The following is a 25,839-nucleotide window of genomic DNA, read 5'->3' on the forward strand; positions in this document are numbered from 1 at the left end:
TTGCCCGGCCGATGTGCGCAGGCGGTCGTCTACTCCGTTGTACTGCATTTTTGCCACCTCGGAAGAAATGTTCCTCCGGAGCGGATCAAGCGCGCTTGGTGCGACCGTTCGAATGTGCTCGATCGATCGACGAAACCGCACCCTGTGTATCGGCAGCGTGCTCGGCTGCGATGTACCCGAAAACCATCGCGGGTCCGATTGTGGCGCCTGCCCCTGCGTACTCGTTCCCCATCACCGATGCGGAAGTATTACCGGTCGCGTAGAGGCCCTCGATTGCGGAACCGTCGGCGCGAAGAACCCTGGCATGAGCGTCGGTGCTGAGCCCGCCCTTGGTTCCAAGATCGCCGGGCTCGCAACGAACTGCGTAGAAAGGACCGCGATCGATCTCGTCGAGACACGGGTTCTTCATGGTGGGATCGCCGTAGTAGCGGTCGTAGGCGCTGTCACCCCGACCGAATTCCTCGTCCTTACCCGACCGCGCGTACCCGTTGAATCGAGTGATGGTGGCGGCGAGCGCGTCGGCAGGGACGTCGATCTTCGCAGCAAGTTCCGCGAGAGTGTCGGCCTTGTGAACGACCCCGGAGTCGTAGAAACCCTGGGGAAAAGGCATTCCCGGCAAGACCTGTGCAAACGGGTAACGCGACCGCGCTTTGGTGTCCATCACGAACCAAGCTGGAACGTGACCACCTTCGAGCTGGTCGTGAACGAAGTTCACGTAGGGAGAGGATTCGTTGGTGAACCGCTGTCCCTTGCTGTCGACGATCACCGACGGCGGGATGCAGCGCTCGGAGACCAACGGGATCACCGCGCCCATCGGATGCAGAACGGAAGGCATCCACCATGCGTCGTCCATCAATGCGACGTCGGCGCCGATGGAAAGGCCGGCAACGATTCCGTCACCGGTGTTCTCGCGAGCACCGGAACTGATGTCGGCCGTTCCGTGCTCAGGCAGGTAGCGCGAACGCATCTCCAAGTTGTGCTCGAACCCGCCGGTAGCGAGAAGGACACCTTGTCGAGCCGCGATGCGGATCGTGTCGTCGCCGCGCTGTGCCACGACTCCACGTACCACTCCGGCGTCGTCGACGATGAGCTCGGTCATCGAGGTCTGCAGCCATACCGGAACACCGGAGTCTTTGAGGACCATCCGCAGTCGCGCCACGAGAGCGCGTCCACCGGTCGCCATGTGGCGTCGACGAACGACGTTCGACGCCACCCGCCACGCCGCGACCATGGAAGCTCGACGACCCCTCCACGTACGCTTGACCATCGCGAGGTCGTGGTAGTCCTTCGAGGTGACCCAGAGTCCGAGCGGGCCCTTCATGCTGTTGGGACGCTGGAACTTCTCGTCCTCGCCGAGTGCACGGGTATCGAACGGCTGGCATTCGATGGTGCGGCCCAGTGCGCTGCCACCTTCGTTTTCGGGGTGATAGTCGGAGTAGCCCTTGACCCAGTACAGCTTCATGTGTGGGCTCTGGTCCAGCAGCTGCATCAACGCCGGTCCATTGTCGACGAACGCGTCCAGACGCTCTGCGGGGACCGTGCCTTCGGTGATGCTGTCGAGGTACGTACGAACCGACTCACGGGAGTCGACGACACCCTTGTTCACGAGCGTAGGAGCATTCGGGATCCAAATGCCGCCGCCGGATATTGCAGTGGAACCGCCGAATGTCACACCCTTTTCGATGACGAGTGTGTCGAGACCGCGATTGGCTGCCGCTACTGCGGCGGCCATACCTCCGCCGCCGCTTCCCACGATGAGGAAATCGACTGTCTCGTCGAACTGTTCCGAATCGATACTCATTTTTGGACGGCGTCCTCTCTCAGAAGAAAAGCAATAACTGCAGTCTCGAAGGCGGCTTTCTGTTCGATCATCGCCCAGTGGCCACACTTCGGGAATACATGTAGTTCGGCGTTGGGTATCAGGCGCATCGGCAACAGCGCCATGTCCATCGGACTCACGCGATCGTCTCGACCCCAGGTCAGCAGGGTAGGCGCTTGCACGCGGTGTAGCTGCGCCCAGTAAGGCGCCTCCGAAGATTTGGCAGCCGCTGCCGCAGTCGCGGCAAACGCCGCGCTGCTGTACATCTTTCGGGCGCTCGCGAGTGTCTCCGGATCGGTCGCCTGAGTCCATCGTTCCTCGATCAGTTCCTCGGTGACCACAGCCGGGTCGTACACCATCGAATGCAACCAAGAAATGAGGCGTTCCCTGGTCGGATCGTCGGTGAACTCCGTCAGCAGTTTGATGCCTTCGCCCGGTCCGGGGCTGAAGATGTTCCTTCCGATGCCACCGATGGTGACCAGCTTCGAGACTCGCTCGGGGAATTCCATCGCGAATCGCGTCGCGACTATCCCGCCCATCGAGTTGCCCAGCAAAGCAACTCTGTCGAGGCCGAGGCCGTCGAGGAATCGCGTAACTGCGTCCATGGCGGTGACCATCGGGTGTCCACCGAAGTCATCGCTGACGCCGAAGCCCGGAAACTCGACTATGTAGGTGTGGAAATGCTCGGCGAACACATCGATGTTGCCGCGAAAGTTCCGCCACCCCGTGACTCCGGGGCCCGATCCGTGCAGCAGCACCAGGGGTGGGCCGTCGCCGGCTTCGTAGTACCGAAGTACGCCGAGATCGGTGCGAAGCTCCTTTATCGAGCCTTCCTGGACACTCGAGACATTGGTCATGTGAGCACACGTTGCCACCAGCAGGCCGCTGGATCGTCCCTCATCCCGGTCAGCGAGACCACCCGATCTGCGCGAGCGGCGTCACCGACCGATTCCACTGAACGAGACGACAATTCCGGAGTATGCACGGTGCTGCCTAACCTGGAGCCCGATCGCCGAATTCCTCGGCGACACAACGAAACCGAAAGGTGCGCGATGTCGATCGAGTCGATGGAGTCCGTCCTCACCACCGTCAACACTGCACCGACGCCGCACGAGATGCGCCACGCCATGAGCCACTTCGCCAGTGGCGTCACCGTGATCACCGGTCTCTCCGATGACGGGCCGATCGGGTTCTGCTGCCAGTCGTTCGCGTCGGTCTCACTCGAACCTCCACTGATTCTGTTCTGCGCCGATCACCGTGGGCGTGCCTGGCCGAGAATCCGAGAGATCGGCCGCTTCACCGTCAACGTGCTGCGCGAGGACCAGGCGGACATGTGCTCTCGCTTCGGTTCCAGTCGAGGAACGAAGTTCGAGGGTCTGGACTGGACACGATCGGCTTGGGGAACTCCTGCCTTGCCTGACGTGTTGGCACGCGTGCATTGCGAAGTGGAGACTGTCCACCGCGCCGGTGACCACGACGTTGCCATCGGACGAGTCCTCGGCCTCGAAGCCCTCGGCGAACAGCGCCCGATGGTCTTCTACCGCGGAGCCTTCGGCCTCGCCGACGCGGCCGGCATCTCGGGCGCCTGAGCCGCGAAAGCTATGCCGAATCAGCGGACATTTCCGATGTACGAGCGTCGAGCGAGGTTCGACGCTCGTACATCAGAGGCTTGTACGTCAGAGGCTTGTACGTCAGAGCCAGTGACCGGACTGAACCGACAACAGCTGGTCCAACGTTTCGGTCGACCAGGAGTTCTCTTGCGCGTGCGGAACGAGAGAACGTCGGCGAGAGTTTTCGAGGGCGGGAAACATGGTCTTGGTGACTTCGCGGACCGCGTCGACGACGAGTGGAGCAACCCGTTCCAGTTGGACGGTTCCCGCATCTCCGGAAAGCGAAATTGCGGCCACCGGCCCTTCGACCGTTCGGACAGCAGCACCGACACACCCGATCCCGCGGACGGATTCACCCCGCTCGAAGGCCAAACCGCGCCGCTGCCGAATGCGGTTGAGTTCTCGGTGCAACGTGGTGATGTCGGAGATAGTGGTGTCGGTACTACGGTCGAGGCGTTCCCCGAGCAGACGATCCACTTCCTCCGGGTCCAACCACGCAAGCATCGCTTTTCCGCTCGCTGTCGTGTGGGCGGGTACACGTCCGCCGACCCTGGTCGGGATGGCGGTCGCGCCGCGGCCACCGAGCTTGTCGAGGTACACGCTCATGCCACCGTCGAGGACGGTGAGATGCACGACCATTCCCGTGCGCAGATGCAAGTTGTGCAAGACGGGTGCGGCAGCTGCTCTGACCTGACTGTGGTTGTTCTCGTTTCCGCCGAGGCCGATCGATCGGCGACCGAGGCAATAGCCGAAACTGGCGTGGTCCACCCAGTTCAGCCGTACCAATTGATCGAGAATTCTATACACGGTGGACCTGGGCAGCCTCGTACGGCAGGCCACCTCCTCCAACGTGAGGCGAGAAGCGCGGCCGTCGAAGGCGTCGAGGATCAAAGTCATACGTTCCACCATCGAAGGCGGTACGTCCTTTTTCTCTGTAGCACCGGGCGTCGAGCTGTCTGGACCGACCGAGTTCATCCGGTGCCTCCGCAATCGGCAGTAGTCTGCCGGTAAAATTGAAATGAATTCTTGAAATGATATCAGCTCGCCCTCGGACCGCAAATCGGGTTGCCCTCGTCGTCGGTTGAGGCCGAGTCCGGTGAACGGGAACTACCGACGCATCCGGCGGACAGAGGTACTACAGATGGAGGTATGCAACCTTCTCGTCCAACCTCGGAGCGTCACCGATGCACATTGGAATAACGTCCCCGATCGTCGTTCAACACCCGAGCAGCGTGGCGGACTGGGAGGCGAACGCAGGCATCGAGGAGCTGGTCCGCATTGCGCGCCAGGCCGACCAGCTCGGATTTCATCACCTGACCTGCAGTGAGCACGTCGCCGTACCTGTCGATATCGCCGCCGAGCGCGGGGCGACTTACTGGGATCCGCTTGCCACACTCGGTTTCCTCGCCGCGCACACCGACCGGATCAAGCTGGCCACCCAGGTTCTGGTTCTCGGTTATCACCACCCACTCGCGATTGCCAAGCGCTACGGCACACTCGACGTCGTCAGCGGCGGCCGGCTGATACTCGGTCTCGGAGTCGGCAGTCTCCAACAAGAGTTCGAACTGCTCGGCGCCGAGTTCGAGGGCCGCGGAGCTCGCGCAGACGATGCACTCGCAGCGCTACGGGCATCGCTGTCGCAATCGAATCCGGAGTATCACGGCACTCACTACGATTTCGAAAACCTCGTGGTCAAGCCCCACGCAGTCCAGACACGAGTGCCGTTGTGGATCGGCGGCCGGACGCCCCGCTCACTTCGACGAGCCCGAACCCAAGGCGACGGATGGGTTCCGTTCGGCTTGCCGCTCGGCGATCTCGAACGCATGCTGGCAAAGGGTGAGCAGCGAGCCGATTTCGAAGTGGTCTTGAGCGCAGGCGCGCCGCTCGACCCACTGGGCGACAGAGCCGCCGTCGCCGACTCACTCGAGCGCCGACGCCTGGCCGGGGCCACCATCGTGAGTGCCGCAATCCATGCAACGAGTGCCGAGCACTATTGCGATCAGCTCTCCACTCTCCGCGACATCGGCGACGAGCTGGGCGTGGAGTTCCATTCGAACCAGATCGGAGCAACACCATGACGGACACCGACCAGCTGCTACAGAACCTCCTCGATCGAGTGAATGCCCTCGAAGACACGCTCGCGATCACGAAGTTGCTGGCAGCCTATGGTCCTGCCGTCGACAGCGGCTCGGTCGAGGCAGTTGCGCGTCTGTGGACCGAGGATGGGGTGTACGACGTCGACACCGGCGAGATGAACGGCCACGCCGAAATTTCGGCCATGGTTCGCTCCCGCGCGCATCAGGACTACATCCTCGGCGGCTGCGCTCACCTGCTCGAACCCGGATATGTGCAAGTAGAAGGCCAGCAGGCCGTCGTGACGTGCAAATCGCAGTTGATCCTCCACGACGGCGACGCTTACCGAGTTGCTCGAATCTCCGCGAACCGGTGGGAGTTGTCGAAGATCGAGGGACAATGGAAGGTGACGCGACGGACGAACCGCCTGCTCGACGGACGCGCGGAAGCTCGGGAACTGCTGGCAAAGGGCGTTCGGGACTGACCACGACGGTTTCGGGCCGACCATGACGGGGCCGGGGCACTCTCCCTGTCAGGGGATTGCACCGGTCCCGTCGCTGTCTGTCTCTGATGTCGACAGCGCCGCGGCACGGGAGATTCCGAAGCGCGATCCACGGGCCGAAAGCGTGCACATTCAGGTTATATGCGCTAGAAATAGAATTAACTCTAATTTTGAAATGGAGGCATTTCGTGAGCACAGCACTCGAATTGACCGGAAGAACAGCAATCGTGACCGGCGCAGGTGCCGGACTCGGCCGTGCAGAAGCAATGGCCCTCGGGGCTGCAGGCGCCGCAGTCGTCGTCAACGACATCGGCGATAATGCGCAATCCGTCGCCGACGAAATCATCGCCGCGGGCGGACAAGCGATCGCGGTCCTCGGGGACGTCTCCGACTGGTCTTTGGGCGAACGACTCGTGCAATCGGCAAACGAGAACTTCGGTTCGATGGACATCCTGGTCAACAACGCCGGGATCATTCGCGACAAGATGATCTTCAACCTGACCGAATCGGATTGGGACGATGTCATCCGGGTGCACCTCAAAGGGCACGCGGCCACCTCACATGCCGCCGCAGTTCATTGGCGAGCACTCTCGAAGGAGGTCGGCGGCCCGATCTACGGTCGTGTCATCAACACCTCTTCGGAGGCTTTCCTCTTCGGCTCCGCCGGACAACCGAACTACTCGGCAGCCAAGGCCGGGATCGTCGCCCTCACGCTCTCGACCTCTCAGGGACTCTCGCGCTACGGCGTTCGGGCGAATGCAATCTGTCCTCGTGCGCGTACCGCGATGACCGCTCAGGCATTCGGGGAGAACACCGATCCGGAAGCGATCGAGGATCCGCTCTCCCCCGACCGGGTCGCCACTCTCGTCCACTACCTCGCCAGCGAAGCCTCGGAAGAAATCACCGGACAGGTCTTCGTCGTCTACGGCAGAATGGTCGCCCTGATGGCAGCACCCAAGGTCGAGAACACGTTCCAAACCACAGGTTCGAAATTCACCATCGATGAGCTCTCGGATAATCTGACACCGTACTTCTCCGGTCGCGGCCAATACGAGACCTACTCCGCATACAGCGTGGCAGAACTCGAGAAGACCGCACTCGCAGCCGTCGATTCGATGGTCATCCGATGAGGCTCCAAGGGAAAACGGCAATCATCACGGGCGGCGCAGGCGGCATCGGCCGCGCGATCACCACCGTCTTCGCCCGCGAAGGTGCCAATGTGTTCTTCGTCGACATCGACGAAGAAAAGGGAGCCGCACTCAGTGCCGAGCTGGGCCCGAAAGCCGAATTCCTGTGCATCGACATCTCACTTCCCGACTCGGCACAGACGATCTGCGACGCTGCAGTCACCGCCTTCGGATCCGTCGATGTGCTGGTAAACAACGCTCACGCGTCACGGCAGGCACTGCTTGTCGATACGACGAGTGAGATGTTCGATCTGTCGTTCAACACCGGCTTCTACCCCACGGTGCACCTCATGCAGGCCTGCTACCCCCACCTGAAAGCCTCCTCCGGATCGGTGATCAACTTCGCCTCCGGTTCCGGCCTGGACGGAATGCCCACTCAGGCCTCCTATGCCGCAGCAAAAGAAGCAATTCGAGGGCTCAGCCGCGTAGCCGCCAACGAGTGGGCTGTGGACGGCATCAGAGTCAACGTGCTCTGCCCCTTCGCAGCAACCGAGGGTGTGCGTGCCTGGCAGGCTGCCCACCCGGAGCGCGCTGCAGCGAGTGCCGCTAAGGTCCCGCTACAGCGAATCGGAGATCCCGAAACCGATATCGCTCCGGTGGCAGTGTTCCTCGCCTCCGAAGATTCCAAGTACATGACCGGACAGACACTGATGGCCGACGGCGGAAGCAACAAACTGCGCTGACGGTGATCGGCCACCGAGGTAGACCAACCAAGAGGAGAATTACATATGGAACGTTTCGACGGCAAAGTCGCCCTGATCACCGGCGCAGCACGAGGCCAAGGACGCTCTCACGCAATCGCTTTCGCTGAGCTAGGCGCCGACGTGGTGCTGTGCGATCGTTGCGAGGACCGCGACGTCGTGCGGTATCCGCTTGCCACACAGGAGGATCTCGACGAGACGGTCCGGCTCGTGCAGGCAACTGGACGCAAGGCGATCAGTGCCACCTTCGACACCAACGATCGACAGGCGATGAACTCCCTCGTGGAGCGCGCCGAGTCCGAACTGGGCCGCATCGACATCGCTGTCGCGAATGCCGGCGTATCTGTCGCCGCACCGGTGCAGTCGATGTCCGAGGCGCAGTGGGCAGAAACGATCGGCTCCAACCTGACCGGAGTCTTCAACACCGTCGGTGCCGTCGCACCCGGAATGATCAGTCGTGGATACGGCCGCATCATCACCATCTCGTCGATGTTGGGCCGTGCCGGAAACACCAATATGGCCGCCTACGCAGCATCGAAGTGGGGGGTCATCGGACTCAGCAAGAGTGCCGCACTGGACCTGGCACCACACGGAATCACAGTCAATACGATTGCACCCGGGAACATTTCGACTCCCATGATTCACAATGATTCCCTGTACGCGATGATGCGGCCGGACCTGGACAAGCCGACCGCAGACGACGTCGCGCCCATCTTGCAAACCCTGCATGCGCAGCCGGTGCCGTGGCTCGACGCGGAGGAGATCACCCGCGTCGTTCTGTTCTTCGCCGCAGAAGCAAGTGCACATATCAGCGGCACGGTGCTTCCGGTCGACGCCGGAAACGCCGCACGCGTCACCGGCTGACGCACACCCGAATCGGTGACGTCACGCAGTGAATACCGCTGTGACGTCGCCGATTCCGGTAATGGATGCTAAGTAGGTCGAGCCTGCGGTCACCGAGACCATCGGGCCGAGGGCACCGGATAGAACGACTTCTCCCGCACGCAGCGGTGAACCGTAGGACAAGCTGGTGTTCGCCAACCACGCAAATGCTGCCCAGGGGCTGCCGAGGCAATCGGATCCCTTGCCCGTCGAGACCTGCTCCCCATCGGCGTACAGCGTCATCTCGACCTCTTCGAGATTCGGGGCGTCACTGCGGTCCAGGGAATCTCCGAGAACGTACAGACCAGAAGAAGCGTTGTCTGCCACGGTATCGGCCAAGCTGATGTCCCAGTCGACCACTCGGCTGTCGACGATTTCGAATGCTGCGAATACCTTGCTCACGTAGTCCGGAGCGGTATCGGCGTCGATGGGGACTTCGATGTCACGGGAAACAGTGAAAGCGATCTCGGCTTCGATCCGCGGCTGCAGTAGCCGGGCGAAGTCGACCGCGTCGTCCTGCGTGCAATCCATGTCGTCGAGAAGAACACCGAAATCAGGTTGATCGACACTCATCTGCTTCTGCACAGCGGGCGAAGTCAAACCGATTTTCCGTCCCACGACAGTGCGGCCGGACGCAACAAGCGCCTCGATGTTGCGCGTCTGGACCAGGTAAGCGGCGTCCACGTCCTCGCTACCGATGAGGTCCCGGACGGGTGAACACGGGGTGGAAGTTGCAGTCGCAGTCGCAAGGCGCTCAGCAGCTTCGCTGATCGTATGAGGTTCGATCGTAGTCATGCTTGTGACGTTATGCGCAGAACTCGACAGGGCCCAGCATCTGTCCCATCAGGCGGGACGGAGCGGCAAGTCGCTCAACTCCTCGATGACGAACTTGGCGAGACTGCCCAGCCGTGCGCGGTCCGGCATCCGCGTCGGGACACCGAGTACGTCGAGGGGGGCGGAGGTGACCGGACCGACACAGATCGCGGCGACCGGGCCCTTCAGCGCCGCAAGGAACTGCTCGAGCATCCCGTTGTCCTTCGCCGTCGACAGCAGCGACGCGACGGCCGGGGCACTGGTGAAGGTGACGGCGTCGACGTCGTGATCGACGATCTTGCCCAACAAGTTCACCAGTGGGCGCTGATCCACCGGCCGGATCCAGCGGTAGACGGGAATGGGACGCACCCTCGCTCCGAGGCGGACGAGCGATTCGCTCAGATGAATCGTAGGTTCCCATTCGGTGATGGTGCCGTGCAGTTGGACTGCTATATCGACACCGGCAATACCTTCGGCTTCCAGGTGGTCGGCTACTTCCTGTGAGGCTTCGGTGGTCGGCGACCATTCCTCACGTAGCCCGACGCCGCGGATCGCGCCCCGCGCCTTAGGGCCTCGCGCAATGATGCGCGAGGCCCTGAGTGCTTCGAGAAGCTCGTCTTCGGTGTTCCACCCCTTGGCCGCGTCGAGCCACCCACGAAAACCGACGGCCGTGCTGATCACCACCATTTCCGGTGGCTGCGCGATGATGCCCGCGGTCACCTGACGCAGTTCGGAGTCGTCGAGCAGCGGCAGCACGTGAATCGCGGGTACATGCACTGTGGCCGCACCGCGACGCTCGAGCATCGCCGCGAACTCTTCTGCTCGGCGCTCGGCCGTGAGGGCGATCGTCTTGCCTGCAAGCGGAAAGGCCATGGGGCCACCCTAGTGACGAACTAGCTGCTGAACTTGTCCGGATCGGGGCCGGTACGCCCGTCGACGGTGTCGAGCGCATTGATCTGAGCAACCTCGTCGTTGGTCAGCTCGAAGCCGAACACGTCGAAGTTGCTGGCGATCCGCTTCGGGGTCACCGACTTGGGGATCACCACGTTTCCGTGTTGGATGTGCCAACGAAGTACGACCTGAGCTGGGGTTACCCCGTGTGCTTCGGCGATCGGGGCGAGTGCCGGGTCGTCCAGGACGGTCCCGGAACCCAGCGGGCTCCACGCCTCGGTAGCGATGCCCTTCTCGGTATGGAACGCGCGCAGCTCGGTCTGCACGAAGTGCGGATGAACCTCGATCTGGTTCACCGACGGGGTCTCCCCGACCTCCTCGATCAGCTTCTCGAGCGTCGGGATGGTGAAGTTCGAGACGCCGATGGAACCGACACGGCCGTCTGCCTTCAGCTTCTGGAAAGCCTTGAAGGTCTCGATGTACTTGTTGCGATCGAGCTGCTGCCAATGGATGAGGTACAGGTCCAGGTATTCGAGCCCGAGCCTGGCCATACTGGCGTCGAACGCCTTCAGCGTCGAGTCGTATCCCTGGTCGTCGTTCCACAGCTTGGTGGTGATGAACAGCTCGTCGCGGGCGATTCCGGACTCGGCGACAGCTTTACCGGTGCCGGTCTCGTTTTCGTACACCTTTGCGGTGTCGATGCTGCGGTAACCGACCTTCAGCGCCTCGGCTACTGCGGCTTGGGCACCGTCGTCCGGAACCTGCCACACACCGAATCCGAGCTGCGGAATTGCATGCCCGTCGTTGAGCACGATTGTCGGGACGGTACTGGTCTCGGAAGAAAAGGTCATACGAATGCCAACGGGTGACCGGACGAGTCTGTTCCCGAGGGTCTGTTCCCGAGGGCCGGGGATACCGGGAGTGGAGCCTGCGGAACGACCCACGGGATACTTGCAGGGTGACTGCAACCTTGCGCGTGGACGATCTTGCGGCTTTCCACGGCGATCGAACGCTTTTCTCCGGCCTTTTCCTCACCGTCACCGAGGGGGACGTCATCGGACTTGTCGGTGCCAACGGGGCCGGTAAGTCCACCTTGTTGACACTGTTGGCAGGGGTCGGAACCGCAGATTTCGAGGGCGATATCTACACTTCTCCGCCCGATGCCACCGTCGGTTATCTCGCACAGGAACCCGAGCGTGTTCCTGGTGAGAAGGTTGTCGAATTCCTCGGCCGCCGGACGGGTGTCACTCTGGCCGAGGAGTCGATGAACGCTGCGGCGGAAGCCCTCGGATCCGGCGATGGCGAGGATCTGTATACCCCGGCGCTGGAGCGATGGCTCGCGCTCGGCGGTGCCGATCTGGCCGAGCGCGCCGAGAAGGTCCTGGCGGAATTGGGTCTCGACACCGGCGGAGAGGTCTTGATGACCTCGCTCTCCGGTGGGCAGGCGGCCCGAGCCGGGTTGGCAGCGATCCTGCTGGCGCGTTACGACATCCTGCTGCTCGACGAGCCGACCAACGATCTGGACCTCGCCGGGTTGGAGCAGTTGGAACGATTCGTCGTCGACACGCGTGCGGCGATAGTCGTCGTCAGTCACGATCGTGAATTCCTCGAGCGCACGGTCACCGGCATCGTCGAGCTCGATCGAGCGCAGCACCGAATCGACGTCTACGACGGCAGCTATCAGTCGTATTTGGCCGAGCGTGAGATCGCTCGGCAGCATGCGCGCGAGAAGTACGACGAGTTCGCCGACACCAAGTCCTCGTTGGAATCTCGCGCCCAGATGCAGCGCAACTGGATGGAGTCCGGGGTTCGCAACGCTCGTCGCAAAGCGCCCGACAACGACAAGATCGCGCGTAAGACTCGTGCCGAATCGACTGAGAAGCAGGCGGCGAAGGCTCGGCAGACCCAACGCAGAATTGAGCGGCTCGAAGTCGTCGAGGAACCGCGCAAGGAGTGGGAACTGCGGATGGAGATCGCGAGCGCTCCACGTAGCGGCACCGTCGTTTCGGTGCTGAGCGGTGCTGTGGTTACTCGGCCGGCGTTCACTTTCGGACCGGTTACGACGCAGATCGAGTGGGGTGATCGCATTCTGATCACCGGCGAGAACGGGTCGGGTAAGACGACGTTGCTGTCGGTGTTGCTGGGCAAGCTGGTGCCGGACGAGGGCACCGCATCACTGGGTTCGGGTGTCGCAATCGGCGAAATCGACCAGGCACGTGAGCTTTTCACTGGCGCAGCGACGGTGTCGGACTCGTTGAGCGCCGCAGTTCCTGAGTGGCCCGACGCCGAAGTTCGCACTCTGTTGGCGAAATTCGGTCTCCGTGGAGACGACGCACTGAGGCCCGCAGGATCATTGTCTCCGGGTGAACGAACCCGTGCCGCCCTGGCCTTGTTGCAGGCGCGAGGGGTCAATCTCCTGGTACTCGACGAGCCGACGAACCATTTGGACCTCCCGGCGATCGAGCAACTCGAGCGGGCGATGGAGAACTTCGAAGGAACATTGCTGCTGGTCACGCATGATCGACGGATGCTCTCCACGGTGCGCAGTACGCGACGCTGGGTGATGTCCGACGGAAAGTTGTCAGAAATGTAGGGTTGACGAATCGTTGGGTTTACACAACACTTTGATACATGAGCCCCATAAAGCGTGGGAACACGCTCCCGATTTACAACCGGGTGGGAGTTCTGCGGGCAGAACGAAAGATGAGCCGCGCGCAACTTGCCGAACTCGTCGAAGTGAACCCTCAGACTGTGGGCGCCCTCGAACGTGGTGACCACTACCCGAGTCTCGATCTCGCATTGCGAATTTGCGACGTCTTCCACCTACCCGTGGAAGCAGTGTTCTCGCGAGAAGAGTTCGGACCGCTCTCCGCAGAGTTGTATCGAAGGGAGAAGAACCCATGACCACACCCGACGCCACGGACATCCTGACCCGCTACCAGACATTTCGAACCAGACGCTTTCTCGAGAACGATGCCAAGACGCGCAACTGGCTCCCGACGTGGCGCACCCAGCGTCGTCGACGCGTCCTCGGAGTTGCCGTCGTTGCCGTCCTCTTCACGCTACTGGTGATCTCGATCCTTTCCCTGTTCTGGCAGTACGCCCCCATCGCCTGGCTGCCGGCCACGGCGGCGTTCCTCGTCCTGTGGACGATGCTGCAGACGGTGTCCGGCCGACACAGTGACGCTCCTGTGGGCGCACTCGATGAGTGGGAAGTCCAGCAGCGCAACGAAGCTCGATCGATCGGGCTGACGGTGACCCAGAGCCTGGTGCTGGTGGCGGTCATGGCGTCGATCTTCCTCTCGACCTGGATCGAGAACGATCGTCTCGCCTACGCCGGAGCACTCTGGACGCTGACCGCATTGCTGGCCGGAATCTGCTCTCCCGCTTTGATTCTTGCGTGGATAACCCCCGACCCCGATCCAGAAGACCTCTGACCGAAAGGGACCATGAGTACCCTCACGATCGACTCCATCTCCAAACGATACGGCGACACGATCGCCCTCGACGCGCTGAGCTTCGACGTCCGCCCTGGTGAACTGTTCGGCTTCGTGGGCAGTAACGGTGCCGGTAAAACCACCACCATGCGCATCGCGCTCGGCGTACTGTCCGCCGACTCCGGACAGGTCCTGCTCGGCGGAAAGCCCGTAGACCTCGAAGTGCGCCGCACCATCGGTTACATGCCCGAGGAACGTGGGCTCTATCCCAAGATGAAGGTCGGCCCGCAGCTGGCGTATCTGGCTGAGCTGCATGGCCTCTCGTCCTCCGCTGCCAAGGATGCGGTACAGCGCTGGACCGAGCGACTCGGAATATCGTCACGACTCGGCGATACCGTCGACGCACTGAGCCTGGGCAATCAACAACGCGTGCAGCTCGCCGCGGCCCTTGTACACGACCCCGCTGTTCTCGTTCTCGACGAACCGTTCTCCGGATTGGATCCAGTAGCCGTCGACGTCATGAGCGAGGTGTTACGCGAGAAAGCCGCTGCAGGAGTGCCCGTCATATTCTCGAGCCACCAACTGGACCTGGTGCAGCGACTGTGCGATCGGGTCGGCATCATCGCCGCCGGCTCGATGCGGGCTGTCGGCACCGTCGACGAACTCCGCGGATCCGGCGACGCACAGTTGCAGGTGCATGCGCCCGGTGCCACCGAAGGATGGGCCGAAGGCATTGCCGGAGTCACGACTCTGAGTCACCGCGACGGACACTTCGTGCTCAGCCTGAAGCAAGGCGCCTCCGATCAGGACGTCCTGCATGCCGCATTGGCCACCGGCCCGGTACACGAATTCTCCGTCCACAAACCATCGCTCAGTGATCTGTTTCGAGAGGCGGTAGTGGCATGAGTGAAAAACTGACCTCGACCCGAGCTGTACGTCTGATTGCCAAGCGCGAGTTCGCAGTACAGGTAATGAAGAAGAGCTTCGTCATCAGCAACATCATCATCCTCGCCGCCATCGTCGGCGGTATCATCGCCTTCTCCATCTTCTCCGGCGGTGACGACGACCGCGACGTCGTCGGCGTCGTCGGCGATCAGTCGATAGCGTCGGTACTGCAGGCCACCGGAGATGCCGTCGGCAATCCAGTCGAGGTCCGCCAACTCTCCGACGCCGCTGCCGCACGCAGTGGCGTCGAATCGGGCGAGGTTGCCGTGGCACTGGTGCCCGAGAATGCAGGGGCCTACACCGCGATCACCGATTCCGAACTGACCGGAACACTGCGGGCCATCATCGAAAGCAGCGTCCAGACGCAGGCGACCGATACCGCGCTCGAAGCGCAGGGTGCCGATCGCGCCGCGTTGGCTGCCGCCACCACCGCGGCGACCGTCACCGTCGACGCCATCGATCCGCCCGATCCCGAAGCAGGACAACGCACTGCACTGGCTCTGTCCGCAGTGTTCATCCTCTACGCGCAGATCATCGGCTTCGGCATGTACGTCGCGATGGGCGTCGTCGAGGAGAAGTCCTCGCGTGTCGTCGAACTGCTCCTGTCGACCGTTCGTCCACTACAACTGCTGTGGGGCAAGATAATCGGCATCGGCGCCGTCGGAATCCTTCAACTGGCCATGTACGGAGTCGCGGGAGTCGGCACCGGCCTCGCCACCGGAGTTCTGACCGTCACCGGTGCCGCGATCAGCGTGTTCGCCGGTACGCTCGGCTGGTTCATCCTCGGCTTCGCCTTCTTCGCAGTGCTCTATGCAGCGGGCGGGTCCATGGTCTCGCGGCAGGAGGACGTCAACTCCACGACCATGCCTCTGCTACTGCTGATCATGGCAATGTTCTTCTCCGCCTTCTATTCCGTCGGCGATCCGGAGAGCACCCTGAGCAGTGTGCTCAGTTGGATCCCACCGTTCTCCGCAGTCATGATGCCGCTACGCATCGCCGCCGGAGTCGCGCCGATCTACCAAATTGTCGGAACCGCGCTGATCATGCTCGCGACCACCGCGGCCCTCGCCGTCGTCGCCGCGAAGATCTACCAGCGTTCCATCCTGCGCATCGGCAAGACCGTTACGTGGAAGGAAGCGTTCGCTCGCTAAGCTTCCCACCATGAGCACACGAACGTCCGCCGCCGAGATACTCGATGCAGTTCTCGACGGCGGATCGTTCGTCTCCTGGGACACCACTCCGCTCGACGTCTCCCCCGGCCCCGCCTACGCGGCCGATCTCGAGGCAGCCCGAGACAAGACTGGCGTCGACGAATCGGTCCTGACCGGCTCCGGCACGGTCGACGGCCGTCGGGTAGCGGTCATCGCGTGCGAGTTCGGCTTCCTGGCAGGGTCCATCGGTGTGGCCGCTGCCGAACGAATCGTCGTTGCAATCGAACGTGCCACCGCCGAAAAGCTGCCACTGATCGCGTCGCCGACGTCCGGTGGCACCCGGATGCAGGAGGGCACTCTCGCCTTCGTGCAGATGGTCAAGATCGCAGCCGCTGTCACGATGCACAAGCAGGCGGGATTGCCGTATCTGGTCTATCTGCGAAACCCGACGACCGGTGGAGTATTCGCATCGTGGGGTTCGTTGGCGCATGTGACGGTCGCCGAACCCGGCGCGCTCATCGGATTTCTCGGTCCACGCGTCTACCAGGCGCTCTACGACAAGCCGTTCCCCGAGGGCGTCCAGACGGCGGAGAACCTGTATCGACACGGAGTCATCGACGGCGTGGTGCCGGTGGCGAATCTGCGCCATCTGCTCGTGCGGATCCTCCGCGTCGTCGCAGGTGATGCCGCACCGGTGCTCACACTCGAACCTGCACCCCTCGTCGCAGACATCGAAGGGCGCACAGCCTGGCAGTCGGTGATCTCCTCCCGCCGACCCGACCGCCCCGGAGTTCGCGAATTACTGGAACATGCAGCCACCGAACAGGTCCCACTGAGCGGCACCGGTCAAGGCGAATCCGACGCCACGATTCTGTTGTCGCTCTGCCGATTTCGAGGAATCTCGTGTGTCGTCTTCGGCAACGATCGCAGCAGCCACAGTGTCACCGCCACGATGGGCCCGGGTGCGCTCCGCGAAGCTAGACGCGGCATGCGGCTCGCCGAAGAACTCTCGATTCCGCTGATTCTGGTGATCGACACGTTCGGCGCAGCGCTGTCGAAGGAGGCGGAGGAGGGTGGCCTTGCGCCCGAGATCGCCCGCTGCATATCCGATCTCGTCACCCTCGACACGCCCACGGTTTCGGTACTTCTTGGTCAAGGCACTGGCGGCGGCGCCCTGGCGTTGCTACCCGCGGACCGCACACTGTGTGCGGAGAACGCCTGGCTCGCGCCACTGCCACCGGAAGGTGCAAGTGCCATCGTGCACCGCGACACCAGCCATGCCGCCGACATGGCCGAGTCGCAGGGCATCCGATCCGTCGACCTCCTCCGAGAGGGAATCGTCGACGCCATCGTCCCCGAAAGTCCCGATGCGGCCGCAGAACCGATCGACTTCTCGCTGCGCGTCGCCGGGGCCATCGCGCGCGAACTACAGGACCTGAGTCACCAGGATCCGGGCGCGCGGCTGACCACTCGACTGAGCCGCTATCGGACCCTAGGACTTCGGGACCAGCGCTAGAACGTCACCTGCCCGAACGTCGGACGGTAGTTCGATCTTGGTGTCGCCGACGGCGAAGAACTCACGCCCCGCCACCGAATGCCTGCCGGCGATCTCGGCGTCGGCCACGTCGTCGATCGTGCCGTCGATCCGTACGATGCCTGCGATGACCGAGCGGACCCTCGTCACCAGAACGCCATCGAACATCGCCGGCGTGCCCATGCAGTCGGCGACGTCCTCCGCTGCCGTCCCGTCGAACGTCAAGCGACCGAGGTGGTAACGCGTCGCCACCGGCCACATGGCCGGGTCGAATCGGGGACGTGATGCACCGGAAAGCGAAGGAAGAAGTTCGAAGAGGGTCACGTCCTTCAGTCTTTCCTCGCCAGGCCGCCCGGTCGAGGTACTTGACGGAAATCTAACGTCGGCGGCACCGACTACGACGCCGCCCTGACGGCCGGGGGCGAATTGGCGCTGCTGTGTGCACACCATCGGCCCGATTCGACGGGATTCCGGCGATCCTGGTCGATAGTGTGCAATTTTCGGCGGCCACCGGAGAAGTACCCACATGCAACCGACGCCCAACTAGGGTTGCCACATGAGCGGCGAATACCGGACAGCATTCGACAACAGCATCGACCGACGCGAGGAATTCTGGCTCGACGCCGCGCAGGCCGTCGACTGGGACAGTGCACCGACGACGGCGTTCGACGGTGAGCAATGGTTCGCCGACGGCACCCTCAACACCTGCTACAACGCACTCGACCGTCACGTTCACGCAGGCCACGGCGACCGGGCCGCGCTGATCTACGACTCCGCGATGATCGGTGTGCAGCGCACCTACAGCTATGCCGAACTACTCGGCGAAGTATCACGGTTCGCCGGCGTCCTACTAGCGCACGGCGTGCAGGTCGGCGATCGTGTCGTGATCTACATGCCGATGATCCCCGAGGCCGTGGTCGCGATGCTGGCGTGCGCACGTATCGGCGCCGTGCACTCGGTTGTCTTCGGCGGGTTCGCTGCCAAGGAGCTTGCCGCACGCATCGACGACGCGGAGCCCACCCTGCTGGTGACGGCGAGCGGCGGCTTCGAACCGGCCCGCGTCATCGAGTACCTCCCCCTCATCGCCAAGGCACTCGACATGTCCACGGCCGCAACGCCGAAGGTCATCGTCAAAGCTCGCGACGGGATACCGACCGAACACAGCTGGCTCGACTGGGACACCGAGATCGCCGGCGCCACCGCCGCCGATCCGATCCCGGTGCAGGCGACCGATCCGCTGTACATCCTCTACACCTCCGGCACCACCGGAAAACCGAAAGGCGTCGTCCGCGACAACGGTGGGCACGCCGTCGCCTTGACGTGGTCGATGAGCAACATCTACGACGTCGGGGCAGGCCAGGTCATGTGGACGGCCTCCGATGTCGGCTGGGTCGTCGGACACTCCTACATCGTCTACGGTCCTCTCTTCGCCGGCGCGACGACAGTTATGTACGAGGGCAAACCTGTCGGGACGCCGGATGCCGGGGCGTTCTGGCGTGTCGTTGCCGACCATGGTGTTCGGGCGCTCTTCACCGCACCCACGGCCCTGCGGGCGATTCGCAAGGTGGACCCGCAGGCAGCGGAGTTGAGCAAGTACGACATCTCTTCGCTGAAGATGTTGTTCGTCGCGGGTGAGCGACTCGACCCGGACACCTACGAATGGGCCTGCCGCATCCTGAACATTCCGGTCGTGGACCATTGGTGGCAGACCGAGACCGGGTGGCCGATCTGCGCCAATCTGCTCGGCTTGGAACCACTTCCGATCAAGTCAGGCTCGCCGACAGTGCCGGTGCCCGGCTTTCGTGTCGGCATTCTCGATGCCGTCGGCAACCCCGTCTCGGCGGGCGAGGAAGGCAATATCGTCATCGAACTGCCATTGCCACCGGGTACCCTGGTCGGGTTGTGGAACGACGAATCACGTTTCCGCCGTTCCTATCTCGAAACATTTCCGGGGTACTACCTGACAGGCGACTCCGGGTACATCGATTCCGACGGGTACGTCTACGTGCTCGGCCGCAGTGACGACGTCATCAACGTGGCCGGACATCGGTTGTCGACAGGCTCGATGGAGGCCGTCCTCGCAGGTCATCCGGCTGTCGCCGAGTGCGCGGTCATCGGCATTCACGACGACCTCAAAGGCCAACGCCCGAGCGGTTACGTAGTCCTCAAAGCAGGCGAGCAGATCACCGAGGACCAACTCCGCACCGAACTGGTAGCCATGGTGCGAGAGCAGATCGGGGCGCTCGCCACCTTCCGCGACGTCACCATCGTCGGCGCGCTCCCGAAGACACGGTCGGGAAAGATACTGCGTAAGACGATGCGTCAGATCGTCGCCGGGGACGAGTACGGCGTTCCCTCGACCATCGAGGATCCGGCGGTACTGGATGCACTGGAGAAGCTCCTCCGACATTGACGGCGAGGTTCGCGCACCCCAGATCGGCTCGGGCACAGTAGCGTCCTCGTCATGAGCAAGCTCGGTGCCTCACCGAAAGCAGACTGGCTCGCCGTCGCTGCCGTGATCACCACGGTGGTGGCATGGGCGTCGGCGTTCGTGGCGATCCGAGGTGTCGGGACCTCCTTCGGCGCCGGGCCACTCGCACTGGGGCGGTTGCTGATCGGGAGCACGGTGTTGGGGTCGATTCTGCTGCTTCAGGGCAAGTGGGTCCGGCCGAACCGAACTCAGTGGCTACAGATCCTCAGCGTCGGGGTGTTCTGGTTCGCGATCTACAACGTCGCACTCAACGCAGCCGAGCAACGCGTCGATGCCGGGACCACGTCGATGCTCATTCAGATCGGCCCGATTCTGGTTGCACTGTTCGCAGGCTTGCTCCTCGGCGAGGGCTTTCCCCGATGGCTCGTCATCGGTGCGGCCATTGCGTTCGCCGGCGCCGTCATGGTCGGGGTCACTACCGCTCTCACCACGAGTGATACGACGAAGACCGACGCCGGGTTCTTCGGCATCGCATTGTGCCTGGTGTCAGCAGTGACGTATGCGATCGGTGTACTGAGCCAGAAGCCGGTACTGCGTTCCGTGCCTGGCCTGCAGGTGACGTGGATGGCATGCGCGATCGGAACTCTGTGCACACTCCCCTTCGCGCCGGCTCTGATCGGCGACCTCGCCGATGCATCGGGAGCCGCTGTCGGTGGTCTGCTCTATCTCGGGTTGGTACCGACGGCATTGGCCTTCAGTACCTGGGCGTATGCGCTGACACGCATGGACGCAGGCCGCCTCGGCGTCACCACGTACGCGGTACCACCGATCACCATCACGTTGGCGTGGCTTTTGCTCGGCGAGATTCCGCACTACCTCGCAGTGGTTGGTGGGGCAATCTGCCTCGTCGGGGTCGGTGTCTCGCGTCGACGCTAGAGCGCCTCGATTGCTAGAGCGCCTTGAACCGCGCGATGGCCACCTCACGTTCATGCTTGTGGTCGACGATCGGTTCCGGGTAAGCCGCTGGGCGTCCGAACTTCAAGGTGTGCACTGCTTTTCCTTCTTCCCCGCGCAGTTCGGGCACCCAACGTCGCACGTAGTCTCCGGTCGGATCGAACTTCTCGCCTTGAGTGATCGGATTGAACACCCGAAAGTACGGCGAGGCATCGGTGCCCGATCCTGCGGTCCACTGCCACCCGTGCTGGTTGCTGGCAAGATCGCCGTCGACCAAGGTGTTCATGAAGTAGCGCGCACCTCGCCACCACGGAAGATGAAGGTCCTTGACGAGGAACGACGCGACGATCATCCGTACGCGATTGTGCATCCACTTCTCCGCATTCAACTGCCGCATACCGGCATCGACGATCGGAAATCCGGTACGCCCCTCGCACCACGCCGCGAACACCTCGTCCGCCTGCTTTCCGGAATCGAGTTCGATATTGTCGAACTTCTTCACATAGTTCTCACGCGCACTGTCAGGTCGCTGAAACAGTATGTCCGCATAGAAATCTCGCCACGCGATCTGCCGTCGATACGCGGCCGAGCCCTCACTGCGTAGCGCGCCCAGATCTTTCAACATGGTCCGCGGATGGATGTTGCCGTACTTGAGGTAGACCGACATTCGGCTCGTCGCATCGAGGTCAGGGCGGTTGCGCTCGTCGTCGTACCCCGCCACTCGGTCGAGGAACTCACTCCACTGGGTACATGCGGCCTTCTCCCCGGCAGCGACGTCCGAGCCGTCCTCTTCGGTAGGAATCTGCACCCGCCGCGGACCGGACACGTCGGCGGGGTCGATCCAGTCGAGCGTCGATGCCGAAGTATCGGCAGGTCCCCGCCAGCCGTGGTCCAGCCATTGCCGAAAATACGGAGTGAAGACCTTGTACGGCTCGCCGTCGCTCTTGACGATCCGCCCTGGAGCCACGGCATACGGCGATCCCGTCGCCACCAATGGCACCTGCTTACCGACGCGTTCGTCCCGCTCACGTCCGTAGGGACCGTAGTCGGCACTGACATGGACGCACTCGGCGTCGATCGCCCGGGCGACGTTCGGCACCACGGTCTCGGGATCGCCGTGGACGACGAGCAGTCGGCCGCCCATCTGCTCGTCGAGAGCTGCCAGGCTGCGGAACAGAAAGTCGCGACGCGGCCCGCCGGAGGCTTTCAACAACCGATCGTCCAAGACGAAGAGCCCGAGAACCGGATCGCCCGACTCCGCCGCGGCCGTGATGGTCGGCAGGTCGCCCAGTCGAAGATCACGGCGGAACCACACGAGTGTCATAAGTTCAGTCTTACCCATCCCCACTACGCACAATCCTGGATAGTGGAAGTATCTTCAAGTAACCGACCACCCGGTTCGTTGGGTGAGAATGGACTTTCGATCTTCATGCCAGTGAGACGCACCCCTGCCACCCCGATCGCACGGGTACGTGCCGAGTCGGTTCGGATCTGGAAGACGGCTCACCGATACGACATGTTCACCGACTACCTTGTCGACCGCGGCCTCATGCGAAGCACCCGGGTCGCGGTGGTCGTCACGTTGCTCGTCCTCGGCATGCAACCCCTACTGTTCCGGTTAGGGGAAAGTGCGTCCAAGGAACCGCATCTACTGGCGATGGCAATCGTCATCATCGTCGTCGACACCGGATGGGCCGTTCTGCTCTGGCGGGCGCAGCCCTGGCTCGATGTTCGGCTGTCTCTGTCCTTCATCACCACCAGCTGTATCTTCCTGGGCGAGGCAGCGCTCACGATGCCTGGCCCGCTCCTCGGGTTGATGGCCTGCTCTTCGTACGCAGCCATGCTCGGCTACGTCGTGTTCTTTCACGGTTTCCGCGTCTTCGCACTCACCATGGCCTCGGCCGTCGCGATGGTGACGATCATCTCGGTCCGAGAGATCACCGACGGCACTCCGCCCATTCAAGTGATCGCGATCGCCACCGGCGTCCTGGCCGTGATCAGCACGGTACCGGTCATGACTCTGATGTTGTTGGGCATTCTGACCGTCGACGCCGAGGCCTCCGAATTCGATTCGTTGACCGGCACGCTCAACCGACGCGGCCTTCATCGCGAGATCCGACGGCCGGGATCGGCGGACGGCACGATTTTCGTCGTCTATCTTCTCGACTTGGACGGGTTCAAATCGGTGAACGACACCCACGGCCACCAAACCGGCGACGCCGTACTGGTGGCGGTGTCGAGGGCCTTGAGCGAGGCGATTCCCCAGGCCGCGCTCGCCCGTGTGGGCGGCGAGGAGTTCGTAGTAGTAGAACGTCGAGTCGCGGGCCAATCAATGGATTTGGCTCACCAGGCCGAACTCCTGCGGAGAGTCGTGCGGACCAGCTCGCAACCACCGGTGACTGCGAGCGTCGGGATATCGCTATCGGCACCGATGCCGAGCACGCTCGCAACCGACCCGACACTGTTGTTGGATCGGCTCATTTCCAATGCGGACGAGGCGATGTATACAGCCAAGAATGCGGGAGGCGACCGAACCCACGTAGGCGATGTCGTCGACGTCACAGACCTCGGCGAACGATTCTCATAGAACTCCCACTCGACGTTCACAGTGGCCGTAAGAATGCCTCCTACCTTGGGAAATACCCCAAGAGAGGAACTCTCACATGAGAACTACACCGAAATTCCCCGGCGCACAGTCCTTGGTCAACAGCACCTGCACCTTCGAGAAGTACTACCAGGCCCTGTACGCGCAGGCGCCCGCCGTGGCATGGTCGCTCGACACCGACCTCAGCCGCCGAAGCGCGCTCGAGGAGTTCTTCGCGAAAACGCCCGAAGAACGCCAGTTGACCGTCGACAGCTGGGCAGCCTAGGCACAATGGGGCAGTGCCCGAATCTGCGACAGTGCTAGTAGTCGACGACGACGACGACGTCCTGTCCTCACTCCAACGAGGACTTCAGCTCTCCGGATTCACGGTGATCACCGCCGCCGACGGCGCGGCAGCCCTGACCGTGGTCTCGAGTCGATCGCCGGACGTCGTCGTCCTGGACATCAACATGCCGATTCTCGACGGCGCGAGTGTCGTGAAGGCCTTGCGTGCGATGGGCAACGACGTACCGATCTGCGTGTTGAGCGCGCGTGCGTCGGTCGACGATCGAATCTCCGGTCTCGAATCCGGCGCCGACGACTATCTGACCAAACCTTTCGTCCTTGCCGAACTCGTCGCCCGGATCAACGCCATGTTGCGAAGACGAGCCAGTGCACCCCCGCCCGCCCCGGCGTCGACGTCGGAGATCTCGATCGGTGAGCTGTCCGTCGATCTGCCCGGCTACCGCGCGCACAGTGGCGGCCGCGAACTCGACCTCACCAAAAGGGAATTCGAATTGCTGGCCATCCTTGCCCGCAACAAAGGCGTCGTGCTCACGCGCGAGCGGTTGCTCGAACTCGTGTGGGGCTACGACTTCGTGGCCGACACCAATGTGGTCGACGTCTTCGTCGGATACCTGCGTCGCAAGCTGGAAATCGGGGGCGCGCCTCGGGTGCTGCACACGGTCCGCGGCGTCGGATTCGTTCTCCGGGTCCCCTCATGAGGTTCTCGTTGCGAGCGCGCGTCGCCGCAGCAACGGCACTGGGCGCCACCCTCGTCGTCGCAGCTCTCGCAGTGGTGACCTCGGTTGCCATCTCACGCAACAACGTCAATCAGCTCGACGAGCGGTTGACGACGGCATCTCAGGCACTCGTTCCCAATGCTGCTGTGCTCGAGACATTCCTCGATCAACTGTCCGCGGCGTTCGCCGTGACGATCCGAACCGGCGACACCGTCCGCGCCTCGACACCCATCCAACTTCCCGATCTAGGCGAAGGCTCGGCCACCGTCGATGTGAACGGTCAACGGTTTCGGGTCTACACGACCAAAACTGTGTCCCTGGTGGATATCTCGATCGCTATCGGGGTACCGGCCATCGAAGCACAGCAGGTCACCGACGAGCAGCAGAAGCAGGTCATCTTCGTCGGCCTCGGCGCGATCGCCGTCTCGACCGGACTCGGATGGCTGTTCGGCGGACGCGCGGTCCGCCCGCTGGTCGAACTGACCCGCCAGGTCAGCGCCCAGCCGCCGATGCCACCCGACACGAAGACCGGGGTACGCGAAGCCGACGAACTCGCCGTCGCCATCGGCGGAATGCTCCAACGCGTCAACGACGCCCAGGACCGCACCAACGCCGCGCTGTCCACGGCCCGCGACTTCGCCGCAGTATCCGCGCACGAACTACGCACTCCGCTGACAGCAATGCGCACCGACATCGAGGTACTCAGCACACTCGATCTCGGACCTGCTCAGCGACAGGAGATTCTGAACGACCTCGAGCGCACCCAGGGGCGAGTGGAAACAACACTCACTGCGCTCGAACGACTGGCGTCTGGCGAGTTGTCCAGCGACAGCGACCGGGTCCAGAGCGATGTGGTGGAGATCTGCGACATCGCCGCTCAAGACGCTATGCGGCAGTATCCGGGATTGGCGGTGCACATCGAGTCCGAACCGTCGGTGTCGATGCGCGCTCTCCCCACCGGACTTCGGCTGGCAATGGGCAATGCACTGACGAACGCAGTTCGCCACGGCGGCGCCGACGCGGTGACCATCACGATCGAACGGGACGGCACCCGCGTCACCGTCATCGTCGACGACAACGGAACGGGCCTGCCGGAAGACGAGCGGAGTTCGGTCTTCGAACGCTTCTACCGCGGCGCCTCCGCAGCGAAGGGTGGTTCCGGACTCGGCCTGGCGCTCGTCGAGCAACAGGCCGAGCTGCACGGTGGCCGCGCTTACTTCACCGACAGCCATCTGGGAGGCGCCAGGTTGGTTCTCGAACTCGAAGACCAGACCCTGGCGTGAACGTCGACGGGCCCGTTAGG

Annotated in this window: 26 protein-coding genes; 18 read left to right on the top strand and 8 right to left on the bottom strand. The window is 62.8% G+C overall.

What is annotated here, in order from left to right:
- Nucleotides 1-85: 85 nt before the first annotated feature.
- Together H2510_RS15560 and H2510_RS15565 are read right to left on the bottom strand one after the other, a co-directional pair.
- The gene (locus tag H2510_RS15560; protein ID WP_186629176.1) at nucleotides 86-1,801 is read right to left on the bottom strand and encodes an FAD-binding protein; all 1,716 of its coding nucleotides are present in this window, start codon (nucleotides 1,799-1,801) and stop codon (nucleotides 86-88) included.
- Entirely contained in the window at nucleotides 1,798-2,676 is an 879-nt protein-coding gene (locus tag H2510_RS15565; RefSeq protein WP_186629177.1) for an alpha/beta fold hydrolase, read from the bottom strand. The genes H2510_RS15560 and H2510_RS15565 overlap by 4 nt, the downstream gene beginning before the upstream one ends.
- A 195-nt stretch (nucleotides 2,677-2,871) precedes the next feature.
- Here H2510_RS15565 and H2510_RS15570 point away from each other — a divergent pair, with 195 nt between their 5' ends.
- Nucleotides 2,872-3,408: a flavin reductase family protein gene (locus tag H2510_RS15570; RefSeq protein WP_186629178.1), complete on the top strand. Its 537-nt coding sequence runs from the start codon at nucleotides 2,872-2,874 to the stop codon at nucleotides 3,406-3,408.
- 102 nt (nucleotides 3,409-3,510) lie between these two features.
- On the opposite strand, the gene H2510_RS15575 is transcribed toward H2510_RS15570, so the two are convergent.
- The gene (locus H2510_RS15575; RefSeq protein WP_261392954.1) at nucleotides 3,511-4,404 is read right to left on the bottom strand and encodes an IclR family transcriptional regulator; all 894 of its coding nucleotides are present in this window, start codon (nucleotides 4,402-4,404) and stop codon (nucleotides 3,511-3,513) included.
- Between the two features lie 209 nt (nucleotides 4,405-4,613).
- Between H2510_RS15575 and H2510_RS15580 the strand changes: the two genes are divergently transcribed.
- From H2510_RS15580 to H2510_RS15600, 5 genes are all read left to right on the top strand, one after another.
- On the top strand, nucleotides 4,614-5,507 hold the full coding sequence (locus H2510_RS15580) for a TIGR03619 family F420-dependent LLM class oxidoreductase (RefSeq protein WP_186629180.1): 894 nt from the start codon (nucleotides 4,614-4,616) through the stop codon (nucleotides 5,505-5,507).
- Nucleotides 5,504-5,986, top strand: coding sequence for a nuclear transport factor 2 family protein (locus H2510_RS15585; RefSeq protein ID WP_186629181.1), 483 nt, complete (start codon nucleotides 5,504-5,506; stop codon nucleotides 5,984-5,986). Before H2510_RS15580 ends, H2510_RS15585 begins: the two co-directional genes overlap by 4 nt.
- 206 nt (nucleotides 5,987-6,192) lie before the next feature.
- On the top strand, nucleotides 6,193-7,134 hold the full coding sequence (locus H2510_RS15590; RefSeq protein WP_186629182.1) for a 3-oxoacyl-ACP reductase: 942 nt from the start codon (nucleotides 6,193-6,195) through the stop codon (nucleotides 7,132-7,134).
- The gene (locus H2510_RS15595; RefSeq protein ID WP_186629183.1) at nucleotides 7,131-7,874 is read left to right on the top strand and encodes an SDR family NAD(P)-dependent oxidoreductase; all 744 of its coding nucleotides are present in this window, start codon (nucleotides 7,131-7,133) and stop codon (nucleotides 7,872-7,874) included. Before H2510_RS15590 ends, H2510_RS15595 begins: the two co-directional genes overlap by 4 nt.
- Nucleotides 7,875-7,919: 45 nt before the next feature.
- Nucleotides 7,920-8,756 (top strand): mycofactocin-coupled SDR family oxidoreductase, encoded by an 837-nt coding sequence (locus H2510_RS15600; RefSeq protein WP_088942254.1) that lies wholly within the window; start codon nucleotides 7,920-7,922, stop codon nucleotides 8,754-8,756.
- 21 nt (nucleotides 8,757-8,777) lie between these two features.
- On the opposite strand, the gene H2510_RS15605 is transcribed toward H2510_RS15600, so the two are convergent.
- The 3 genes from H2510_RS15605 to H2510_RS15615 are packed head-to-tail and all read right to left on the bottom strand — an operon-like array spanning nucleotide 8,778 to nucleotide 11,329.
- Nucleotides 8,778-9,569 (bottom strand): 2-keto-4-pentenoate hydratase, encoded by a 792-nt coding sequence (locus H2510_RS15605; protein WP_186629184.1) that lies wholly within the window; start codon nucleotides 9,567-9,569, stop codon nucleotides 8,778-8,780.
- A 48-nt stretch (nucleotides 9,570-9,617) separates the two neighbouring features.
- The gene (locus H2510_RS15610) at nucleotides 9,618-10,460 is read right to left on the bottom strand and encodes a uroporphyrinogen-III synthase (RefSeq protein WP_186629185.1); all 843 of its coding nucleotides are present in this window, start codon (nucleotides 10,458-10,460) and stop codon (nucleotides 9,618-9,620) included.
- 20 nt (nucleotides 10,461-10,480) lie between these two features.
- Nucleotides 10,481-11,329: an aldo/keto reductase gene (locus tag H2510_RS15615; protein WP_186629186.1), complete on the bottom strand. Its 849-nt coding sequence runs from the start codon at nucleotides 11,327-11,329 to the stop codon at nucleotides 10,481-10,483.
- A gap of 107 nt (nucleotides 11,330-11,436) precedes the next feature.
- On the opposite strand from H2510_RS15615, the gene H2510_RS15620 reads away from it, so the two are divergent.
- From H2510_RS15620 to H2510_RS15645, 6 genes are read left to right on the top strand one after another with little or no spacing between them, the layout of a single operon-like run.
- On the top strand, nucleotides 11,437-13,071 hold the full coding sequence (locus tag H2510_RS15620; RefSeq protein ID WP_186629187.1) for an ABC-F family ATP-binding cassette domain-containing protein: 1,635 nt from the start codon (nucleotides 11,437-11,439) through the stop codon (nucleotides 13,069-13,071).
- Nucleotides 13,072-13,109: 38 nt separating this feature from the next.
- Nucleotides 13,110-13,382: a helix-turn-helix transcriptional regulator gene (locus H2510_RS15625; protein WP_088942259.1), complete on the top strand. Its 273-nt coding sequence runs from the start codon at nucleotides 13,110-13,112 to the stop codon at nucleotides 13,380-13,382.
- Nucleotides 13,379-13,915: a hypothetical protein gene (locus tag H2510_RS15630; RefSeq protein ID WP_186629188.1), complete on the top strand. Its 537-nt coding sequence runs from the start codon at nucleotides 13,379-13,381 to the stop codon at nucleotides 13,913-13,915. Before H2510_RS15625 ends, H2510_RS15630 begins: the two co-directional genes overlap by 4 nt.
- Nucleotides 13,916-13,927: 12 nt before the next feature.
- Nucleotides 13,928-14,821, top strand: coding sequence for an ABC transporter ATP-binding protein (locus tag H2510_RS15635; protein WP_186629189.1), 894 nt, complete (start codon nucleotides 13,928-13,930; stop codon nucleotides 14,819-14,821).
- A complete protein-coding gene (locus H2510_RS15640) occupies nucleotides 14,818-16,011 on the top strand; it encodes an ABC transporter permease (RefSeq protein ID WP_186629190.1) in 1,194 nt (397 codons plus the stop codon). Before H2510_RS15635 ends, H2510_RS15640 begins: the two co-directional genes overlap by 4 nt.
- Before the next feature lie 10 nt (nucleotides 16,012-16,021).
- On the top strand, nucleotides 16,022-17,527 hold the full coding sequence (locus H2510_RS15645) for a carboxyl transferase domain-containing protein (protein WP_186629191.1): 1,506 nt from the start codon (nucleotides 16,022-16,024) through the stop codon (nucleotides 17,525-17,527).
- On the opposite strand, the gene H2510_RS15650 is transcribed toward H2510_RS15645, so the two are convergent.
- Nucleotides 17,504-17,869 (bottom strand): hypothetical protein, encoded by a 366-nt coding sequence (locus tag H2510_RS15650; RefSeq protein WP_186629192.1) that lies wholly within the window; start codon nucleotides 17,867-17,869, stop codon nucleotides 17,504-17,506. The two genes, H2510_RS15645 and H2510_RS15650, sit on opposite strands and share 24 nt — an antisense overlap.
- Nucleotides 17,870-18,101: 232 nt before the next feature.
- Between H2510_RS15650 and H2510_RS15655 the strand changes: the two genes are divergently transcribed.
- The gene (locus tag H2510_RS15655) at nucleotides 18,102-19,958 is read left to right on the top strand and encodes a propionyl-CoA synthetase (RefSeq protein WP_186629193.1); all 1,857 of its coding nucleotides are present in this window, start codon (nucleotides 18,102-18,104) and stop codon (nucleotides 19,956-19,958) included.
- A 51-nt stretch (nucleotides 19,959-20,009) separates the two neighbouring features.
- Nucleotides 20,010-20,912 (top strand): DMT family transporter, encoded by a 903-nt coding sequence (locus H2510_RS15660; protein WP_186629194.1) that lies wholly within the window; start codon nucleotides 20,010-20,012, stop codon nucleotides 20,910-20,912.
- A gap of 13 nt (nucleotides 20,913-20,925) precedes the next feature.
- On the opposite strand, the gene H2510_RS15665 is transcribed toward H2510_RS15660, so the two are convergent.
- Nucleotides 20,926-22,254, bottom strand: coding sequence for a deoxyribodipyrimidine photo-lyase (locus H2510_RS15665; protein ID WP_186629195.1), 1,329 nt, complete (start codon nucleotides 22,252-22,254; stop codon nucleotides 20,926-20,928).
- Between the two features lie 105 nt (nucleotides 22,255-22,359).
- On the opposite strand from H2510_RS15665, the gene H2510_RS15670 reads away from it, so the two are divergent.
- The 4 genes from H2510_RS15670 (at nucleotide 22,360) to H2510_RS15685 (ending at nucleotide 25,819) form a co-directional block, all read left to right on the top strand.
- A complete protein-coding gene (locus H2510_RS15670) occupies nucleotides 22,360-23,517 on the top strand; it encodes a diguanylate cyclase (protein WP_186629196.1) in 1,158 nt (385 codons plus the stop codon).
- 76 nt (nucleotides 23,518-23,593) lie between these two features.
- The gene (locus H2510_RS15675; RefSeq protein ID WP_186629197.1) at nucleotides 23,594-23,800 is read left to right on the top strand and encodes a hypothetical protein; all 207 of its coding nucleotides are present in this window, start codon (nucleotides 23,594-23,596) and stop codon (nucleotides 23,798-23,800) included.
- A 13-nt stretch (nucleotides 23,801-23,813) separates the two neighbouring features.
- A complete protein-coding gene (locus H2510_RS15680) occupies nucleotides 23,814-24,518 on the top strand; it encodes a response regulator transcription factor (RefSeq protein ID WP_186629198.1) in 705 nt (234 codons plus the stop codon).
- A complete protein-coding gene (locus tag H2510_RS15685; RefSeq protein WP_186629199.1) occupies nucleotides 24,515-25,819 on the top strand; it encodes a sensor histidine kinase KdpD in 1,305 nt (434 codons plus the stop codon). Before H2510_RS15680 ends, H2510_RS15685 begins: the two co-directional genes overlap by 4 nt.
- The last annotated feature ends 20 nt before the right edge of the window (nucleotides 25,820-25,839 follow it).

The organism is Rhodococcus sp. BP22 (assembly GCF_014281965.1).
Lineage (GTDB): Bacteria > Actinomycetota > Actinomycetes > Mycobacteriales > Mycobacteriaceae > Rhodococcoides.

What these genes read in the sequence shown, in the direction of transcription:
- H2510_RS15560 (WP_186629176.1), bottom strand. Translation starts at nt 1,801, where the DNA reads ATGAGTATCGATTCGGAACAGTTCGACGAGACAGTCGATTTCCTCATC.
- H2510_RS15565 (WP_186629177.1), bottom strand. Translation starts at nt 2,676, where the DNA reads ATGACCAATGTCTCGAGTGTCCAGGAAGGCTCGATAAAGGAGCTTCGC.
- H2510_RS15570 (WP_186629178.1), top strand. Translation starts at nt 2,872, where the DNA reads ATGTCGATCGAGTCGATGGAGTCCGTCCTCACCACCGTCAACACTGCA.
- H2510_RS15575 (WP_261392954.1), bottom strand. Translation starts at nt 4,404, where the DNA reads ATGAACTCGGTCGGTCCAGACAGCTCGACGCCCGGTGCTACAGAGAAA.
- H2510_RS15580 (WP_186629180.1), top strand. Translation starts at nt 4,614, where the DNA reads ATGCACATTGGAATAACGTCCCCGATCGTCGTTCAACACCCGAGCAGC.
- H2510_RS15585 (WP_186629181.1), top strand. Translation starts at nt 5,504, where the DNA reads ATGACGGACACCGACCAGCTGCTACAGAACCTCCTCGATCGAGTGAAT.
- H2510_RS15595 (WP_186629183.1), top strand. Translation starts at nt 7,131, where the DNA reads ATGAGGCTCCAAGGGAAAACGGCAATCATCACGGGCGGCGCAGGCGGC.
- H2510_RS15600 (WP_088942254.1), top strand. Translation starts at nt 7,920, where the DNA reads ATGGAACGTTTCGACGGCAAAGTCGCCCTGATCACCGGCGCAGCACGA.
- H2510_RS15605 (WP_186629184.1), bottom strand. Translation starts at nt 9,569, where the DNA reads ATGACTACGATCGAACCTCATACGATCAGCGAAGCTGCTGAGCGCCTT.
- H2510_RS15610 (WP_186629185.1), bottom strand. Translation starts at nt 10,460, where the DNA reads ATGGCCTTTCCGCTTGCAGGCAAGACGATCGCCCTCACGGCCGAGCGC.
- H2510_RS15615 (WP_186629186.1), bottom strand. Translation starts at nt 11,329, where the DNA reads ATGACCTTTTCTTCCGAGACCAGTACCGTCCCGACAATCGTGCTCAAC.
- H2510_RS15625 (WP_088942259.1), top strand. Translation starts at nt 13,110, where the DNA reads ATGAGCCCCATAAAGCGTGGGAACACGCTCCCGATTTACAACCGGGTG.
- H2510_RS15630 (WP_186629188.1), top strand. Translation starts at nt 13,379, where the DNA reads ATGACCACACCCGACGCCACGGACATCCTGACCCGCTACCAGACATTT.
- H2510_RS15635 (WP_186629189.1), top strand. Translation starts at nt 13,928, where the DNA reads ATGAGTACCCTCACGATCGACTCCATCTCCAAACGATACGGCGACACG.
- H2510_RS15640 (WP_186629190.1), top strand. Translation starts at nt 14,818, where the DNA reads ATGAGTGAAAAACTGACCTCGACCCGAGCTGTACGTCTGATTGCCAAG.
- H2510_RS15645 (WP_186629191.1), top strand. Translation starts at nt 16,022, where the DNA reads ATGAGCACACGAACGTCCGCCGCCGAGATACTCGATGCAGTTCTCGAC.
- H2510_RS15655 (WP_186629193.1), top strand. Translation starts at nt 18,102, where the DNA reads ATGAGCGGCGAATACCGGACAGCATTCGACAACAGCATCGACCGACGC.
- H2510_RS15660 (WP_186629194.1), top strand. Translation starts at nt 20,010, where the DNA reads ATGAGCAAGCTCGGTGCCTCACCGAAAGCAGACTGGCTCGCCGTCGCT.
- H2510_RS15665 (WP_186629195.1), bottom strand. Translation starts at nt 22,254, where the DNA reads ATGACACTCGTGTGGTTCCGCCGTGATCTTCGACTGGGCGACCTGCCG.
- H2510_RS15670 (WP_186629196.1), top strand. Translation starts at nt 22,360, where the DNA reads ATGCCAGTGAGACGCACCCCTGCCACCCCGATCGCACGGGTACGTGCC.
- H2510_RS15675 (WP_186629197.1), top strand. Translation starts at nt 23,594, where the DNA reads ATGAGAACTACACCGAAATTCCCCGGCGCACAGTCCTTGGTCAACAGC.
- H2510_RS15685 (WP_186629199.1), top strand. Translation starts at nt 24,515, where the DNA reads ATGAGGTTCTCGTTGCGAGCGCGCGTCGCCGCAGCAACGGCACTGGGC.